14 protein-coding genes and 1 riboswitch are annotated in these 17,326 nt (G+C 69.4%); of the genes, 8 read left to right on the top strand and 6 right to left on the bottom strand.

What is annotated here, in order from left to right; translation table 11 throughout:
- The first annotated feature begins 12 nt into the window (after positions 1-12).
- Positions 13-786: an SDR family oxidoreductase gene (locus AC3EUV_RS27635; protein WP_435604136.1), complete on the top strand. Its 774-nt coding sequence runs from the start codon at positions 13-15 to the stop codon at positions 784-786.
- Positions 787-978: 192 nt separating this feature from the next.
- Complete coding sequence (gene nagB / locus AC3EUV_RS27630; RefSeq protein WP_432144664.1) at positions 979-1,761, top strand: glucosamine-6-phosphate deaminase; 783 nt, start codon at positions 979-981, stop codon at positions 1,759-1,761.
- Between the two features lie 56 nt (positions 1,762-1,817).
- Here the strand turns inward: nagB and AC3EUV_RS27625 are convergent, their stop codons facing one another.
- The 4 genes from AC3EUV_RS27625 to AC3EUV_RS27610 all read right to left on the bottom strand — a co-directional run bounded on the left by AC3EUV_RS27625 (position 1,818) and on the right by AC3EUV_RS27610 (position 6,590).
- Positions 1,818-3,368 (bottom strand): glycoside hydrolase family 3 protein, encoded by a 1,551-nt coding sequence (locus AC3EUV_RS27625; RefSeq protein WP_435604135.1) that lies wholly within the window; start codon positions 3,366-3,368, stop codon positions 1,818-1,820.
- Between the two features lie 8 nt (positions 3,369-3,376).
- Positions 3,377-4,207, bottom strand: a complete 831-nt coding sequence (locus AC3EUV_RS27620) for a carbohydrate ABC transporter permease (RefSeq protein WP_432144666.1) — start codon at positions 4,205-4,207, stop codon at positions 3,377-3,379.
- Complete coding sequence (locus AC3EUV_RS27615) at positions 4,204-5,196, bottom strand: carbohydrate ABC transporter permease (protein ID WP_432144667.1); 993 nt, start codon at positions 5,194-5,196, stop codon at positions 4,204-4,206. Before AC3EUV_RS27615 ends, AC3EUV_RS27620 begins: the two co-directional genes overlap by 4 nt.
- A gap of 125 nt (positions 5,197-5,321) precedes the next feature.
- On the bottom strand, positions 5,322-6,590 hold the full coding sequence (locus tag AC3EUV_RS27610) for an extracellular solute-binding protein (RefSeq protein ID WP_435604134.1): 1,269 nt from the start codon (positions 6,588-6,590) through the stop codon (positions 5,322-5,324).
- A gap of 246 nt (positions 6,591-6,836) precedes the next feature.
- On the opposite strand from AC3EUV_RS27610, the gene AC3EUV_RS27605 reads away from it, so the two are divergent.
- From AC3EUV_RS27605 to mctP, 3 genes are all read left to right on the top strand, one after another.
- On the top strand, positions 6,837-7,595 hold the full coding sequence (locus AC3EUV_RS27605; RefSeq protein ID WP_432144712.1) for a GntR family transcriptional regulator: 759 nt from the start codon (positions 6,837-6,839) through the stop codon (positions 7,593-7,595).
- Positions 7,596-7,802: 207 nt separating this feature from the next.
- Positions 7,803-8,063, top strand: a complete 261-nt coding sequence (locus AC3EUV_RS27600) for a DUF3311 domain-containing protein (protein ID WP_432144669.1) — start codon at positions 7,803-7,805, stop codon at positions 8,061-8,063.
- On the top strand, positions 8,060-9,727 hold the full coding sequence (gene mctP / locus AC3EUV_RS27595; RefSeq protein WP_435604133.1) for a monocarboxylate uptake permease MctP: 1,668 nt from the start codon (positions 8,060-8,062) through the stop codon (positions 9,725-9,727). The genes AC3EUV_RS27600 and mctP overlap by 4 nt, the downstream gene beginning before the upstream one ends.
- 76 nt (positions 9,728-9,803) lie before the next feature.
- Here the strand turns inward: mctP and AC3EUV_RS27590 are convergent, their stop codons facing one another.
- Positions 9,804-10,391, bottom strand: coding sequence for a Uma2 family endonuclease (locus AC3EUV_RS27590; RefSeq protein WP_435604132.1), 588 nt, complete (start codon positions 10,389-10,391; stop codon positions 9,804-9,806).
- 128 nt (positions 10,392-10,519) lie between these two features.
- A riboswitch (cobalamin riboswitch) is annotated at positions 10,520-10,672 on the top strand.
- Between the two features lie 159 nt (positions 10,673-10,831).
- Here AC3EUV_RS27590 and AC3EUV_RS27585 point away from each other — a divergent pair.
- The 3 genes from AC3EUV_RS27585 to AC3EUV_RS27575 all read left to right on the top strand — a co-directional run bounded on the left by AC3EUV_RS27585 (position 10,832) and on the right by AC3EUV_RS27575 (position 16,581).
- Positions 10,832-13,267 (top strand): ribonucleoside-diphosphate reductase subunit alpha, encoded by a 2,436-nt coding sequence (locus AC3EUV_RS27585; RefSeq protein WP_435604131.1) that lies wholly within the window; start codon positions 10,832-10,834, stop codon positions 13,265-13,267.
- The gene (locus AC3EUV_RS27580; RefSeq protein WP_432144673.1) at positions 13,267-14,319 is read left to right on the top strand and encodes a ribonucleotide-diphosphate reductase subunit beta; all 1,053 of its coding nucleotides are present in this window, start codon (positions 13,267-13,269) and stop codon (positions 14,317-14,319) included. The genes AC3EUV_RS27585 and AC3EUV_RS27580 overlap by 1 nt, the downstream gene beginning before the upstream one ends.
- Positions 14,320-14,625: 306 nt before the next feature.
- Entirely contained in the window at positions 14,626-16,581 is a 1,956-nt protein-coding gene (locus AC3EUV_RS27575) for a transglycosylase domain-containing protein (RefSeq protein ID WP_435604130.1), read from the top strand.
- A 41-nt stretch (positions 16,582-16,622) separates the two neighbouring features.
- Here the strand turns inward: AC3EUV_RS27575 and def are convergent, their stop codons facing one another.
- A complete protein-coding gene (def, locus tag AC3EUV_RS27570; protein WP_432144675.1) occupies positions 16,623-17,267 on the bottom strand; it encodes a peptide deformylase in 645 nt (214 codons plus the stop codon).
- Positions 17,268-17,326 lie beyond the last annotated feature (59 nt).

Raw genomic sequence — 17,326 nt, 5'->3', positions numbered from 1 at the left:
AGGGGCACCGCGATGAGTGCGCTCAGCGGCAAGACGGCACTGGTGACAGGCGGCAGCAGGGGGATCGGCCGGGCCATCGCGGAACGGCTGGCCAGGGAGGGCGCGCGGGTCGGCGTGCATTACGGCCGGGACGAGACCGCGGCCAAGGAGACGGTCTCGGCGATCGAGGCCACCGGGGGCCGGGCCTTCGCACTGCGGGCCGAGCTGGGGGTACCGGGGGACGCCGAAGCGCTGTGGGGCGCGTTCGACGCGCAGGCCGAGGGGCTGGACATTCTGGTCAACAACGCCGGGATCAACAAGGCCGTCGACGGCACCCTGAAGCGGATCGACGCGGTGACGAGGGAGGACTTCGACGCCCTCTTCGCGGTCAACACCACGGCGCCGTTCTTCATCACCCAGCAGGCACTGCCCCGGCTGCGGGACGGCGGGCGGATCATCAACACCTCGACCGGTCTGACGCGGGGCGCGGCCAAGCCCGAGTTGATCGCGTACGCCATGACCAAGGGCGCGATCGACGTCTTCACCTCGACCCTCGCCAAGGACCTGGGCCCGCACGGGATCACGGTCAACGCGGTCGCGCCCGGCCCGGTGAACACCGACATGAATGCCGCGTGGCTGCGAGGCGAGGCCAATGCCGCGGCGCGGCAGCAGGTGAGCGGGATATCCCCGCTGGGCCGGGTCGCGGACGCCACCGACATCGGCGACATCGTGGCCTTCCTCGCCTCGGACGACAGCCGCTGGGTGACGGGGCAGTGGATCGACGCGACAGGTGGCGCGCTGCTCTGACGGAGTGCCGTCCGGCGGTCCGACGGGGTGCCGTTGGGCGGTGCGGGCCGCCGGTGCGGACTGCCGGCCGGAGGCGTGCCGGACGCCGGAAAACTTGACCGGCCGTTCGGATGCGCCGAGGCGTTCCGGGGGCCGCCCTCTGCTAGATTGGTCTATACCACATGGATCATTCTCCAGAACGGCAGGCCAAGCGTGGAAGTTGTCATCGTTCCGGATGCCGTGGCGGGCGGCGAGCTGATCGCGGAGGCCATCGCCACCCTGGTGCGCCGTAAGCCCGACGCCCTGCTGGGTGTGGCCACCGGCTCCACCCCGCTGCCCATCTACGAGGCGCTGGCGGCGAAGGTCCGGGCCGGCGCGGTGGACGCCTCGCGGGCGCGCATCTGCCAGCTCGACGAGTACGTCGGACTGCCGGCCGGGCACCCCGAGTCCTACCATTCGGTGGTCCTGCGCGAGGTGGTCGAACCGCTCGGTCTCGCCGAGGAGTCCTTCATGGGCCCCGATGGCGCGGCGGAGGATGTGCAGGCCGCCTGCGAGGCGTACGACCGTGCGCTGCGCGAGGCGGGTGGCGTGGACCTCCAGCTGCTCGGTATCGGCACGGACGGGCACATCGGCTTCAACGAGCCCTGTTCCTCGCTCGCTTCGCGTACCCGCATCAAGACGCTGACCCGGCAGACCCGGGAGGACAACGCCCGGTTCTTCGACAGCCTCGACGAGGTGCCGCACCACGTCATCACCCAGGGCATCGGCACCATCCTGGAGGCCCGCCATCTGGTGCTGCTCGCCACCGGCGAGGGCAAGGCCGACGCGGTGGCCCATGCCGTCGAGGGACCGGTCGCCGCGCTGGTCCCGGCCTCGGCGCTTCAGCTCCACCCACATGCGACGGTCGTCGTGGACGAGGCCGCGGCCGCCAAGCTGAAGCTCGCAGACTACTTCCGTGCCACATATGCGGCGAAGCCGGAGTGGCAGGGCCTGTAGGCACTGCCAGGGGGAGCAGGGGCTGCGCCGTGCCCCAAGGGGCCGACCGCTCCTGATCACTCGTCGGGCGACGGCCTCCGGCCCGTGAGGGCCTCGGCCGCGGCCCGGGCGCAGACGCGGGCGGCGCCGTGGGTGGCGACGTGAAGGGCGCCCTGGGGCGGGGCCTGGGGGACGCCCATTTCGATGACCGCGGTGTCGGGGCGGGCGGCGAGGAGGGTGTGGAGCGCGTCGGCCATCCAGGGGTGGCGGTGGACGTCGCGGACCACGGCGACGAGGCGGCGGCCGGCGGCCGCCGTGAGCAGGCCGTCGACCAGGGCGGCGGTACCGGCCGCGGCGGCGGCCTCGCCGGTGCAGGTGGCGGTCTCGGTGCCCGGGAGGAGACGGGCCAGTTCGGCGGCGACTCCCCAGGGGGTCTCGTCGCCCACGGCGATGTTGGCGAGGGGGGTGAAGGCGGCGACGTAGACGGGCTCGGCCAGGGGTCGGTACGGGCCGGCGGTGGTGACGCGCAGGGCGCGCCGGGCGGCGGTGAGGCCGATGCCGGGGGCGGGTGCGGCCCCCTCCCCCACGCCCGTGCTCCGGATCCGGCCGGCCAGGGCGCGCACCCGTGCCGCGGCGTCGGCGAGCCGCTGCTCCGGCAGTTCGCCCGCGCGCACCGCCCGCACCAGGGCGTCCCGCAGCCGCAGCACGATGTCCTCGTCCGCCAGCCCGCCGCCCACACAGATGGCGTCGGCGCCGGCCGCGAGGGCGAGCACGCTGCCGCGTTCGATGCCGTAGGTGGCGGAGATGGCCTGCATCTCCATCCCGTCGGTGACGATCAGCCCGTCGAAGCCGAGGCCGCCCTCGGCTTCGGGGGCCCGCAGCAGACCGTGCAGCGCGGCCGGGCTGAGCGTGGCCGGGTGCTCGGCGTCCAGCGCGGGCAGCAGGATGTGGGCGCTCATCACGGCCCGGGTGCCGGCGGCGACGGCGGCGCGGAACGGCACCAGTTCGCGTTCCTGGAGGGTGGGCAGACCGGCGGCGATACGGGGCAGATCGTGGTGCGAGTCGACGGCGGTGTCGCCGTGGCCGGGGAAGTGCTTGGTGCAGGCGGCGACACCGGCGGACTGGAGGCCCTCGACGTAGGCGGCGGTGTGCCGGGCGACCAGCTGCGGATCGGCGCCGAAGGAGCGGACACCGATGACCGGGTTGGCGGGGTTGGAGTTGACGTCCGCGGAGGGGGCCCAGTTGAGGTTGATACCGCAGTCGGCCAGTCGTCGGCCGAGTTCGCGGGCGACCGCGCGGGTCAGCCCGGTGTCGTCGACGGCGCCGAGCGCATGGTTGCCGGGGAAGGAGGAGCCGCCGCGTACCTCGAGGCGGGTGACATCGCCGCCCTCCTCGTCGATGGCGACGATCAGTTCCTCGCGTTCGGCGCGCAGCCGGCCGGTGAGCGCGGCGAGTTGGGCCGGGTCGGCGACATTGCGGCCGAAGAGACCGACCGAGACCAGGCCCTCGCCGAGGCGCCGCAGCAGCCAGTCGGGCGCGGTGGTGCCGGTGAAGCCGGGCTGGAGGACGGCGAGGGCATCGCGGGTGAGGGTGTCGGCGGAGCGTACGGAGCGTGCGAGAGGCGTCATGAGCTGCGTTATCCCTTCACTGCGCCGGAGGTGAGACCGCCGACCGCCTTGCGTTGCAGGAACAGGAAGAGGACCAGGATCGGTACGGCGAAGATCGAGGCGGCGGCCATGGTGGCACCCCAGTCGTCCCCGAACTGAGTCTGGAACTGCGAGAGCCACAACGGCAGGGTGCCCATGGCCGGTTCCTTGTTGAGGACCAGCACCAGCGGGAATTCGTTCCAGGCGGTGATGAATCCGAAGAGCGAGGTGGCCATCAGGCCGGGCGCCAGCAGGGGGAAGACCACCTTGAGGAACGCCTGGCGGCGCGAGCAGCCGTCGACCATCGCGGACTCCTCCAGCTCCTTGGGCACCGCGGCGACATAGCCCCGGAGCGTCAGCAGGGTGAAGGGCAGCACCATCAGCATGTAGAAGAAGGTGAGCGGCAGCAGGCTGTTGAGCAGGTCGGCGTCCCGGACGATCAGGTAGATGGAGATCACCATGACCTCCCAGGGAGCCATCTGGGCGACCATGAACGTCAACAGGATGCCCTTACGGCCCCGGAAGCGCATCCGGGTCAGGGCGTACGCCCCGCAGAGGGCGATCACCAGCGACAGGCCGACGGCGAAGACGGTCACCAGGACCGAATTGCCCACCAGGATCAAGAAGTCCGGGGCGTGCACGGCCGTCGCGAAGTGTTCGAGGGTGCCGTGCAGGGGGAACCACACGGGGTCCTCGGTGATGATGTCCCGGGTCGGCTTGAAGGCCGTGTTGAACATCCAGTAGACCGGGAAGACGAAGCCGAGGGCGAGCACGGCCGCCGTGGCATTGGGCCAGACACGGCCGGCGAGGGAGTGCTTCACGACGCGTTCTCCTCCTGCTGTTCCTGGGTGACCGTCAGCCGCAGGTAGTACGCGGTCATGGCCAGCAGCACCACGATCGTCAGCAGGGAGATCGCGGCGCCCATGCCGAAGTGGAGATTGCCGACGCCCTCGGTGAAGGCGTAGATCGGCAGCGTTTCGGTGAGCCGGTCGGGGCCGCCCTCGTTGATGGCGAAGATCTGCGGGAACGCCTTGAAGACCCAGATGATCTCCAGAAACGTCGTCGCGAGGAAGAACGGCTTGAGGAAGGGGAAGGTGACGGAGGTGAAGACCTGCCAGCTGCCGGCGCCGTCCATCCGGGCCGCTTCGTAGAGCTCTTTGGGGATGGTCGTGGTGGCCGCGTAGAGGTTGAGGGCCACGAAGGGCAGCGAATGCCAGACGATCAGTACGGTGATGACGAAGAACGTCGACAGCTGGCTGCCCACCCAGTCGTAGTGGGCCATGCCGTGCCGGCCGAGCTTGTCCAGCAGCCAGTTGACGACGCCGTAGCGGGAGTCGAAGAGCCACTGGAAGACGGTGGTGGCGGCGATCGTCGGCATCGCCCAGGCCAGCACCAGCGCGACGGAGAGCGTCAGGCGCATCTTCGTGCCGAGCCGTGCCAGCAGCAGGCCGATCAGCACGCCGAGGATCATGATCAGGGCGACATTGACCGCGGTGAAGACGAGGGTGCGCAGGGTGACCCGCCAGAACTGCTCACTGCCCAGGATCTCCTGGTAGTTGCCGATTCCGCGCCAGTCGGTGAGGTGCTGGATCAGCTCCTTCATATTGAGGTTCTGGAAGGAGAGCAGGAGGTTGCGGACCATCGGCCAGCCCAGGAGGACCGCGGTCGCCAGCAGGGCCGGCAGCAGCAGGAGGTAGGGGGCGCCGCGCCCGGCCCGCCGGCTGCCTCCGCCGCGCCGGGTGGGCGGTGCGCCGCCCTTGCCGGTCCGCGGCGCGGTCTGCTTCACCGCGCCGTCGAGCTGCACTGCCATGGCCCCTGCTCCCCCTCGTATGCCGTCAGAACTCGGTGCGCCGGCGGTGCCCGGGTGCCGGCCGGGGACGGCCGGGGACGACCGGCCGGCACCCGGCGTCTGATGGGCGCGCCCCCGGGTGTCCGTTACTGCTTGGCGAGCCGTGCGTTGATCTCGGGCTCGATGTCCTTGGCGGCATCGGCCGGTGACTTACCGCTCAGAACGGCGGTCATATAGCTCTTGATCGGGTTCGGGATGTTCTCCACCGCGGCCCACTGGGGAATCAGCGGGGTGGTGCCCCCGGACTTCTCCGCCGCCGGCGCCGCGGCCGCCACGGCCGGATTCTCCTGTGCGGCGCCGGCCAGGTCGGCGGACTTCGGGGCCCAGCCGGACTCCTTCACCATCTGCCGGTCGTTCTGCTTCGACAGGGCCACCTTCAGGAATTCCTTGGCGAGTTCCTGGTTCTTCCCCATTCCGGCGACGGCGAAATTGGAGCCGCCGAGGAAGACGCCCTCCGGCTTGTCCGCGCTCTCCCCGGGGATGGTGAAGAAGCCGATGTCCTTCTTCATCTCCGGATTGGCCTTGACGGCGGTGGCGGCTTCATAGCCCATGGCGATCAGGGCGCCGGTGCGGCCCTTGGCGAAGACCTCGGCCTGCTGCGGGGTGGCCTCGTCCTTGTTCTTGGGGGCGGTGCTGAATGCCTGGTACTGCTTATAGATGTCCATGGCCTTGGCGACCTTGGGATCGCCGAGGTTGGAGACCCATCTGCCGCCCTGCTGCTTCACCAGGTCGGCGCCGGTGCCGAGGGTCAGACCGTCGAAGAAGTACCAGTTCTGGCCGGGGAGATAGAGCGGCTCGGCGTCGGTCTTCTTCTTGATGGTGTCAAAGGCTTTGAAGAGCTCGCTGCGGGTCCTGGGAGTACCCTTCAGACCGGCCTCGGCCCAGATCTTCTTGTTGTACATCACCACCCGGTTTCCGGCGAACCACGGGAGTGCGTACTGCTTCCCGTCCACGATCGACGCCTTGTTGAAGGCGTCGATCCAGTCGGCGCCGATCTCCTTCTTCAGATCGCCGAGTTCGGCCAGGGCACCGGCCTTGGCATAGGCGGCGGTCTGGGTGTTGCCGATTTCGACGACGTCCGGCGGGGTGTCCTCGGAAAGGGCGGTGCTCAGCTTCTGCTGAATGCCGTTCCACTGCTGGACCTTGAACTCGACGGTGGCGCCGGTCTTCTTCTTGAACTGCGCGGAGACCTGCTCGGTCCACTGCGCCGGATTCGAACCATTCATCACCCAGACGGTCAGCTTCTGGCCCTTGAAGCCGTCCGCACCCGTCTTCGTGCCGCCGCCGGACCCACAGGCAGTGACACCCACCAGCATTCCCGCGACCGCCGTCGCCGCCATGAGTCCACGCTTCATTGCGCTCTCCCCCCAAAGGCCGGGTGTGTGGTCTTTAATGGTTTAGACCAGTGCCCCGCAGCTTGGCCTAGACCTTTAGGGGTGTCAAGGGTGTATAAGAGTCGCTGTCAGGTCCGTTACCGGACCGACATCCGGCGGGCCGGGGGCCTGTAAGGGGGCGCGGGAAACCCACCCGTGCCACGATGTGAGCCGCTACGTACGGAGGCGCCGGTGACGGCAGCACGACAGGAGTCGGAGAGGCGGGTCATGGACACGGACGGGGGCAGCGGTGCCGAGAGCGGCGGCACGCGGACCGCACGGGTGCCCAAGTACTACCGGCTCAAGCGGCACTTGCTGGAAATCACCGAGACCCTGCCGCCCGGCACCCCGGTCCCGCCCGAACGGACCCTCGCCGCGGAGTTCGACACCTCGCGCACGACGGTGCGTCAGGCACTTCAGGAGCTGGTGGTCGAGGGCCGGCTGGAGCGCATCCAGGGCAAGGGCACCTTTGTCGCCAAGCCCAAGGTTTCCCAGGCCCTGCAACTGACCTCCTATACGGAGGACATGCGGGCCCAGGGCCTGGAGCCGACCTCCCAGCTGCTGGACATCGGCTATGTCACGGCGGACGACCGGCTCGCCGGACTGCTGGACATCGCCACCGGCGGCCGGGTGCTGCGTATCGAACGGCTGCGGCTGGCCAGCGGTGAGCCGATGGCCATCGAGACCACCCATCTGTCGGCGAAGCGCTTCCCCGCGCTGCGGCGGAACCTCGTCAAGTACACCTCGCTGTACACCGCGCTGGCCGAGGTGTATGACGTCCGGCTGGCGGAGGCCGAGGAGACCATCGAGACCTCCCTCGCCACCCCGCGCGAGGCCGGCCTGCTGGGCACGGACGTCGGACTGCCGATGCTGATGCTCTCCCGGCACTCGCTCGATGCGCAGGGGCAGCCGGTGGAGTGGGTGCGCTCGGTCTACCGCGGCGACCGCTACAAGTTCGTCGCCCGGCTGCGGCGCCCCACGGACTGACCCAGGCCCCGCACCGGGCGCAAAGCGCTCCGCCCGTATTTCCCCTGCCCTGCCGCCGCCGGATCCGCCTCGGAGGACCGGCGGCGCAGGTCGCAGCCGGGTGGATTCTTGATACCGATATGCGGACAGCTAGTGACGCGTGCCACTGCCCTGCCATAGATTTCCAGCCGATCGCACAGGAGACAGCCAGGGGACGGAGCCACGGTCATGACCCAGTCAGCCGCATCACCGGTTCGCAGACAGGTCGTCACACCCACGCGTGTGGTGGCCGGGCTCTGCCTGATCGCTCCCTTCGTGGCGATGCTGTGGGTGAGCTCGTACGCCAAGGTCGAGCCGACCATCATCGGGATCCCGTTCTTCTACTGGTACCAGATGCTGTGGGTGCTGATCTCGACCGCGCTCACCACCCTCGCCTACAAGCTCGTTCAGCGTGAGCAGCGCGCCCGCAAGGGCGGTGCGGACCAGTGACCCCCACGCACGCGCTCGCCGCTTCGCAGACCCAGGGCGTCAACGGCGTCGCCCTGGCCGTCTTCATCTTCTTCTTCCTGGCCGTGACGGTCATGGGCTTCCTGGCCGCCCGCTGGCGCAAGGCCGAGGAGTCCGCCAACCTCGACGAATGGGGCCTGGGCGGCCGCAGTTTCGGCACCTGGGTGACGTGGTTCCTGCTGGGCGGGGACCTCTACACGGCTTACACGTTCGTGGCCGTCCCGGCGGCGATCTACGCGGCGGGCGCGGCCGGCTTCTTCGCCGTGCCGTACACGATCCTGGTCTACCCGCTGATCTTCACCTTCCTGCCCCGCCTGTGGTCGGTCTCGCACAAGCACGGCTATGTCACCACCTCCGACTTCGTCCGCGGCCGCTTCGGCTCCAAGGGCCTGTCGCTGGCCGTGGCGCTCACCGGCATCCTGGCCACGATGCCGTACATCGCCCTCCAACTGGTCGGCATCCAGGCCGTCCTGGACGTGATGGGCATCGGCGGCGGCGAGCACACCAACTGGTTCGTCAAGGACCTGCCGCTGCTGATCGCGTTCGCCGTGCTGGCCGCGTACACCTACTCCTCGGGGCTGCGGGCGCCGGCGCTGATCGCGTTCGTCAAGGACGGGCTGATCTACCTCGTCATCGCGGTGGCGATCATCTACATCCCGGTCAAGCTCGGCGGCTTTGACGCGATCTTCGACTCGGCCGGCAAGGCGCTGGCCGAGCCCGGTGCCGTGCCCGGCAAACCGCGCGGCGAGCTGATCAGCGGCCCCAACGCCCAGTGGGCATACGCGACCCTGGCGCTCGGCTCGGCGCTGGCGCTCTTCATGTACCCGCACTCGATCACCGCGACGCTGTCCTCGCGCAGCCGCAATGTGATCCGCCGCAACACCACCATCCTGCCGCTGTACTCCCTCATGCTGGGCCTGCTGGCGCTGCTCGGCTTCATGGCGATCAAGGCCGGCACGGACATCCAGGGCAACCCGCAGCTAGCCATCCCGCAGCTGTTCGAGGACATGTTCCCGAGCTGGTTCTCCGGTGTGGCGTTCGCCGCGATCGGCATCGGCGCGCTGGTGCCCGCGGCCATCATGTCGATCGCCGCGGCCAACCTCTTCACCCGCAACGTCTACAAGGACTTCCTCAAGCCGGGCGCCACGCCCGAGCAGGAGCACAAGGTCGCCAAGCTGGTCTCGCTGCTGGTGAAGGTCGGCGCGCTGGTCTTCGTCCTCACCATGGACAAGACCGTCGCCATCAACTTCCAGCTGCTGGGCGGCATCTGGATCCTCCAGACCATGCCGTCCCTGGTCGGCGGCCTCTTCACCCGCTGGTTCCACCGCTGGGCGCTGCTGGCCGGCTGGGCGGTCGGCATGCTCTACGGCACGCTCGCGGCCTACGGCGTCGCCAGCCCGACCCAGAAGCACTTCGGCGGCTCCAGCGCGGAGATCCCCGGCATCGGCGAGATCGGCTACATCGGTCTGACCGCGTTCGTCCTGAACGTGGTGGTGACGGTCGTCCTCACCTTCGCCCTGAAGGCCGCCAAGGCCCCCGAAGGCATCGACGAGACCAGCCCCGCCGACTACACGGCGGACGCCGGCGACGAGGGCGTCGCCGTCGATCTCCCGCCCGCCACGGAAAAGGCACCGGCAGGGCACTGAGCCACCGGCCGGCCGGCTTCCGGCAACGGGCCGTCGCGCTCCCTCCGGGGCGCGGCGGCCCGTTGGCGTTCGCCGTTCAGTTCACCCAGTTCTTCAGCTGCTCGGTTTCGAGGGTGATGCCTACGGGGTCGGGGAGGTGGAGGGACTTGCCGTACGGGACGGTGCGGACGTCCTCGTAGCGGGTGCCGTCGGGTTCGCTGTAGAGCGACACCTGGCATTCCTGCCGGTCGATGAGCAGATAGAGCGGGATACCGGCTCCCGCGTACGCACGGGGCTTTTCCACACGGTCACGCTGGTGCGTGTCGGAGTCGGAGGACGTGACCTCGACAACCATCAACACCGGCTCAGGGTCGACCCATTCCCCCTGGCCGACAAAGGCACCACTGACGGAGAGTGCCCCGTCCGGCCGGGCCCGGCCACTGCGGTCCTCCTCCGCCTTGAGTCCCTGATCCGGGTAGAGCCACAGCTCAGGTCGTGACTGAATGCAGATGCGTGTCAGCCACTCGATGATCCGACCGTGATCCCCGTCCGGCATGGGCTTGCTCTTGACCTTCCCGTCGATGAGTTCCAATCGCGCGCCTTCTTCCAAGCGGGCGAGTATCCGGGCGGCCTCTTCGAAATGCTCGGTCTCCATGATGTGCGGCCGGTCGGCGAGCGCGGTCATGAGGCCTTCTCCTTCTTCCACGGGACGGAACAAAGAACTGTCACCGACCCTAGCCGAGGCCACTGACAGACACTGTGTGATCACTCACGACACACTAGATGTGGGGGTGCACGTGAGAGGTCACCCCCACATGTATGCTCGTCCTCGCTGTCGCCGCAGGGGAATCCGGTGCGAATCCGGAACTGTCCCGCAACGGTGTAGGAGCGCGCTCGGCCGGGTGGATACCGGCCCTGGGCGCGTGCCCGTGTAGTCCGAGGACCTGCCGACGGTACGTCCGCACCGCAAGGGGTGCGGTCGTCGATACGTCCGGGCCCCGAGGGTTGGGCCGGTGGACGCCGCGCGGTGTGCCCGCGCACCCCTGCCGTCACGGGGTGCCGCATGCCCGCGTGCGCCCGTCGCGTCCCTCCCTCCCGGCCCCGCCGAGTGAGGGAGAGCATCGCGTGACCATCGCGCCAACGGAGCCCGCGTCAGACGCCGAGGCCGTGCCGCCCGTGGTGGCCACGCCTCCCGGTGCCGCCAACAGCGGCACGGGCGAGGACGGGCCGGGTGTCGCCCTGCTGCGCACCCTGACCCAGCTGACCGAGGACCTGACCGCGACCGACCCCGGCAAGGTGGCCGCCGCCGCGCTGCGCGGCCGGCACGCCGGCTCCGACGAGGCCGAACTGCGGTCGCTGGCCACCGATGCCGCGGCCGGTCTGATCGGCGACGAGCCGCAGTACTCCAAGCTCGCGGCGCGGCTGCTCACCCTCGCCATCTCGGAGGAGGCGGCCGGACAGGGGGCGGTCGCCTTCTCCGCCTCCGTCGAGGTCGGCCACCGCGAGGGGCTGATCGCCGACGAGACCGCGGAGTTCGTACGGGCCCATGCCGCCCGGCTGGACGCGCTGGTCGAGCGGGCGCTGGTCGACGGTGCCGATGACCGGTTCGGGTACTTCGGGCTGCGCACCCTGCACTCGCGCTACCTGCTGCGGCACCCCACCACCCGTCAGGTCATCGAGACCCCGCAGCACTTCCTGCTGCGGGTGGCCTGCGGTCTCGCCGAGGACCATAGCGACCGCGCTCTGGACGACGTCGCCGAGCTCTACCGGCTCACCAGCTCGCTGTCCTACCTCCCCTCCTCCCCCACCCTCTTCAACTCCGGCACCCGCCACCCGCAGATGTCGTCCTGCTATCTGCTGGACTCGCCGCTGGACGAGCTGGACTCGATCTACGACCGCTACCACCAGGTCGCCCGGCTCTCCAAGCACGCCGGCGGCATCGGCCTCTCGTACTCCCGCATCCGCGCCCGCGGTTCGCTGATCCGCGGCACCAACGGGCACTCCAACGGCATCGTGCCGTTCCTGCGCACCCTGGACGCCTCGGTCGCGGCCGTGAACCAGGGCGGCCGGCGCAAGGGCGCCGCCTGCGTCTACCTGGAGACCTGGCACGCGGACATCGAGGAGTTCCTGGAGCTGCGCGACAACACCGGTGAGGAGGCGCGCCGTACGCACAACCTGAACATCGCGCACTGGATCCCGGACGAGTTCATGCGCCGGGTGGAGGCGGACGCCGACTGGTCGCTGTTCTCGCCCTCGGACGCCCCGGAGCTGGTGGACCTGTGGGGCGACGCGTTCGACGCCGCCTACCGGAAGCTGGAGGCCGAGGGCCGGGCGCTCAAGCAGATCCCGGCCCGGGTGCTGTACTCCCGGATGATGCGTACCCTGGCGCAGACCGGCAACGGCTGGATGACGTTCAAGGACGCCGCCAACCGCACCGCCAACCAGACCGCCGAGACCGGCCAGGTCGTGCACTCGTCCAACCTGTGCACGGAGATCCTGGAGGTGACCAACGACGGGGAGACCGCGGTCTGCAACCTGGGGTCGGTCAACCTCGCGGCGCACCTGGGCGAGCACGGCGACATGGACTGGGAGCGGCTGGACGCGACCGTCCGCACGGCCGTCACCTTCCTCGACCGTGTGGTGGACATCAACTTCTACCCGACCGAGCAGGCCGGGACGTCCAACTCCCGCTGGCGCCCGGTCGGTCTGGGCCTGATGGGCCTCCAGGACGTCTTCTTCCGGCTGCGGCTGCCCTTCGACTCGCCCGAGGCGCAGGAGCTGTCGACCCGTATCTCCGAGCGGATCATGCTCGCCGCCTACGAGGCGTCCGCCGACCTCGCCGAGCGGCACGGCCCGCACCCGGCCTGGTCCGCGACCCGCACCGCCCGCGGCGTGCTGCACCCGGACCACTACCCGAACGCCGAGCCGCGCTGGGCCGACCGCTGGGCGGCGCTGCGCAGCCGTATCGCCCTGACCGGCATGCGCAACTCCCTGCTGCTGGCGATCGCGCCGACCGCGACCATCGCCTCCATCGCGGGCGTGTACGAGTGCATCGAGCCGCAGGTCTCGAACCTCTTCAAGCGCGAGACGCTGTCCGGTGAGTTCCTCCAGGTCAACGCGTATCTGATCGAGGAGCTCAAGGCGCTGGGGCTGTGGGACGCGCGGACCCGGGACGCGCTGCGCGAGGCCAACGGCTCGGTGCAGGACGTCGAGTGGATCCCGGAGGAGGTCCGGGCGCTGTACCGCACGGCGTGGGAGATCCCGCAGCGCGCGCTGATCGACATGGCCGCGGCGCGTACGCCCTACCTCGACCAGAGCCAGTCGCTGAACCTCTTCATGGCGTCGCCGACCATCGGCAAGCTCAGCTCGATGTACGCCTACGCCTGGAAGCGCGGCATCAAGACGACGTACTACCTGCGTTCGCGGCCGGCGACCCGGATCGCCCAGTCGGCGCGCGGCGCCGCGGCCGCCGCTCCCGCCCCCGTACCGCAGCAGGCCACCGACCCCGAGGCGGTCGCCTGCTCCCTGGAAAACCCCGAGTCCTGCGAGGCCTGCCAGTAATGACTACCGAGACCCCCAACGCCTCCGCCGCGCACACCGCCACCACCGGCACAAAGAACCTCCTGGACCCGGGCTTCGAGCTGACCCTGCGTCCGATGCGGTACCCGGAGTTCTACGACCGCTACCGGGACGCCATCAAGAACACCTGGACCGTGGAGGAGGTCGACCTCCACTCGGACGTCGCCGACCTCGCCAAGCTCTCGCCGGGTGAGCAGCACATGATCGGCCGGCTGGTGGCGTTCTTCGCGACCGGCGACTCGATCGTCGCCAACAACCTCGTGCTGACGCTGTACAAGCACATCAACTCCCCCGAGGCGCGGCTGTACCTGAGCCGTCAGCTCTTCGAGGAGGCCGTGCACGTCCAGTTCTATCTGACGCTGCTGGACACCTACCTCCCCGACCCGGACGACCGCGCCGCGGCCTTCGCGGCGGTGGAGAACATCCCCTCCATCCGCGAGAAGGCGGAGTTCTGCTTCAAGTGGATGGACTCGGTCGAGAGCATCGACCGGCTGGAGTCCCGGGCCGACCGGCGCCGGTTCCTGCTCAACCTCATCTGCTTCGCGGCCTGCATCGAGGGGCTGTTCTTCTACGGCGCCTTCGCGTACGTCTACTGGTTCCGCTCCCGCGGGCTGCTGCACGGGCTGGCCACCGGCACCAACTGGGTCTTCCGCGACGAGTCCATGCACATGGAGTTCGCGTTCTCGGTGGTGGACACCGTCCGCCAGGAGGAGCCCGACCTCTTCGACGACAAGCTGGAGCAGCAGGTCACCGAGATGCTCAAGGAGGCCGTCGAGGCGGAGCTCCAGTTCGGCCGGGATCTGTGCGGTGAGGGCCTGCCGGGCATGAACACCGCGTCGATGCGCGAGTACCTCCAGTGCGTCGCGGACCAGCGGCTCCAGCGGCTCGGCTTCGCGCCCGTCTACGGCTCGGAGAACCCGTTCTCCTTCATGGAGCTCCAGAACGTCCAGGAGCTGACCAACTTCTTCGAGCGCCGGGCCTCCGCCTACCAGGTCGCCGTCGAGGGTTCGGTCTCCTTCGACGACGACTTCTAGGCCGGCTTCCAGGACGACTTCTCGTACGGGCGAAGGGGCCCGCCGCGGCGCGATGCCGTGGCGGGCCCCTTCGTCTGCCTCAGTTCGTTGCCCTCCGGCCCGTCCGGTCCCACCGGCGACGCCGCTGCCAGGCCCGGTCCCGGACCGGCCGACCGTCACCGACAAGCCACCCAAGCATGCCGATCACGCTCCACATCAGGATCTTCCGGGCAGCATGCCGACGCCCGTTCTCCCTGGTGACACGCCGTTTGTGAGCGTTCTGTTACCTGGTAAACCAAGAGCCGGGATCACCATGTCTATCCGGGCATGAAGGGAACGAAGGGGCGTCGCCGGTTCCTCGACTATCCGCGGCAGGGGCGGGAGGGCCCGCGCCGCTGGCTGCCGTCATGGCGTCAGTGGCTCGGTGCGCTCTCGCTCGGCCTGCTCGGCCTGGCCGGGCTGTTAGCTGTGGTCTACGCGAAGATCGACGTGCCTGACGAGAATGAACTGGCGGGCAAGCAAGCCACCGTCTATCACTGGTCCGACGGCAGCGAAATGGTGAGCGTGGGTGCGGTCAACCGGCAGAACATCACGCTGGACAAGGTGCCGGACTCGGTGGAGAACTCCGTGATCGCGGCGGAGAACGCCACGTTCTACAGCGATGCCGGGGTCTCCCTCATGGGCATCGGCCGCGCCGTGAAGAACATGGTCCTGGGCGGCGAGACCCAGGGCGGCTCCACCATCACCCAGCAGTATGTGAAGAACACCTATCTCTCACAGGACCAGACGGCCACCCGCAAGGTGCGGGAATTCATCATCGCGCTGAAGCTGAGCAACCAGAAGTCCAAGCACGACATTCTGCGCGGGTATCTCAACACCAGCTGGTTCGGCCGGGATTCCTATGGGATCGAGGCCGCCGCACACGCGTATTACGGCATTGGCGCCAAGGATCTCAATCCCAGCCAGGGCGCCGTGCTGGCCGCCGTGCTGAAGGGTTCGGAGCAGTACGACCCGGGGCTGAGCAAGGCCAATCACGCGCGGGCGGTGGCACGTTGGGAGTGGATACTGGACCGGCAGGTCGCCACCGGGAAGATGAGCAAGGAAGAGCGGGCGAAGCATCGCACCTTCCCGGAGCCCCGGAAGCTGTCGAAACCCACCAGCCAGGCGGGCCAGACCGGCTATCTCCTCGATGTCGCCAATAAGTTCATCAAGGCCCGTACCGGGCTGACCAACAAGGATCTGGCGCGCGGCGGCTATCACGTTTACACCACCTTCGACAAAGAGCGCACCCACCGCCTGGAAAAGGCCGTGAACGAGGTCCGCCGGCAGGAGATCGACCCGAAGCACCGCAAGGCCGATACCTTTGTGCAATTCGGCGCGGCCTCCGTACGCCCCGATGACGGGGCGATCGTCGCACTGTACGGCGGTCCGGACGCCACCAAGCACTTCAGCAACAACGCGGACACCACGGCGGTCCCGGCCGGGTCCGCCTTCAAGCCGTTCGTGCTGGCGGCCGCGCTCCAGGAAGAGGCCGACAGCACCAAGGACCGCACGACCGCGCCGGAGGACGGCGAAAAGACCATGGCCCAGGGGCTGGGCGGGGCCCTGATGACGGGCCAGAGCCCGCCCTTCGTCCAGGCCGGGAAGCAGATCGGGCTGGAGCGGATCCGGGATCTCGCGGTGGACGCGGGGCTGCGCAAGGAGAGCATGGCGCAGCTGGAACAGACCTTCCCGCTGGGCACCTCCGCGCCCAGCGCGATCCGGATGGCGAGCGCCTATACGACCTTCGCCAACGGCGGGCTGCACCAGGAGCCGTACGCGGTGTCCAGCATGACCTACGACGGAAAGAAGGTGCCGGGGCTGGACCGTCCCGAGGCCGAGCAGGTGCTTGAGGCCGGGGTCGCCGAGGACGTGTCGAGCGCCCTGCGGATCGTGGGCTTCCTCAGCCTGAACCGGGACGGCAGGCCGACCGCCCAGCAGCCGGTGGCGGCCGGCCGCACAGAGCCGGGCGACCGGATGAAGTCGGCGTGGTTCATCGGCAGTCCGTCCGCCGAGAAGCCGGACTTCGGTCCCGGCACCGGCGCGGAGGACGGAAAGGGCGTCCGCCCCGGCCACGCGCCCGACGCCGGGGACAGCAACGAGCCGACCACCGCCGTCACCGTGTTCCGCAACAAGGCGGGCACCCCCGCCCTGCTGCCGATGCAGGGCGTCGGCGGCGAGCAGAGCAAGCTGGGGACGGCCCTCCCGCCGAAGGTCTGGCAGGCCTATCAGCAGGGGTCGTGACGCGGACGGGCGCCCGGCCGGCAGCCGGGCGCCCGCTCGTCTCAGTCGTTGGCGACGACGGGGTAGCGGGGCTCCCGCTCGGACATCTGCTTCAGCGCGTCCTTGCGGTCCCGCTTGCTGAGCCGGTCGATGTAGAGGTAGCCGTAAAGGTGATCGGTCTCGTGCTGGAGGCAGCGCGCGAAGTAGCCGGTGCCGCGGATCGCGACCGGCTCGCCCTTGGCGTTCTGGCCGCGGACCACGGCGTAGTCGGGGCGGGGCAGCTCGGCGTAGGCGCCGGGCACGGACAGGCAGCCCTCGTTGGAGTCGTCCAGGATCCGGCGCTCGGCGGGCAGCTCGTCCAGGACCGGGTTGCAGACCGCACCGACGTGCCGGACGCCCTCGTCGTCCAGGCAGTCGTAGACGAAGACCTTCCGGTCCACACCGATCTGGTTGGCGGCCAGGCCCACGCCCTCGGCGGTGCGCTGGCTGGCGAACATGTCGTCGATGAGCTGGGCCAGCTCGTCGTCGAACGCCGTGACGTCCTTGCACTCCTTGTGGAGCACCGGATTGCCGACGACCGTGATCGGTCGCGAGGTGCCGCGCTCACGGTGGGCGGCCTCCCGCTCCCCGGCGTCCGTGACGTCGTCGAGGAACTCGTCGTCCACCCGCTGGTCACCGTCTTGATCAAACACAGGCTGCTGGGCCATCTCCGCCGTACGCCTTCCTGAAAACCCTGAATAGTCGCCCCACAGCCTACGGGGGCGCG

This window comes from Streptomyces sp. bgisy130 (assembly GCF_057708345.1).
Note: the sequence above shows the minus strand (reverse complement) of the source record. Positions and strands in the feature narration are given on the sequence as shown.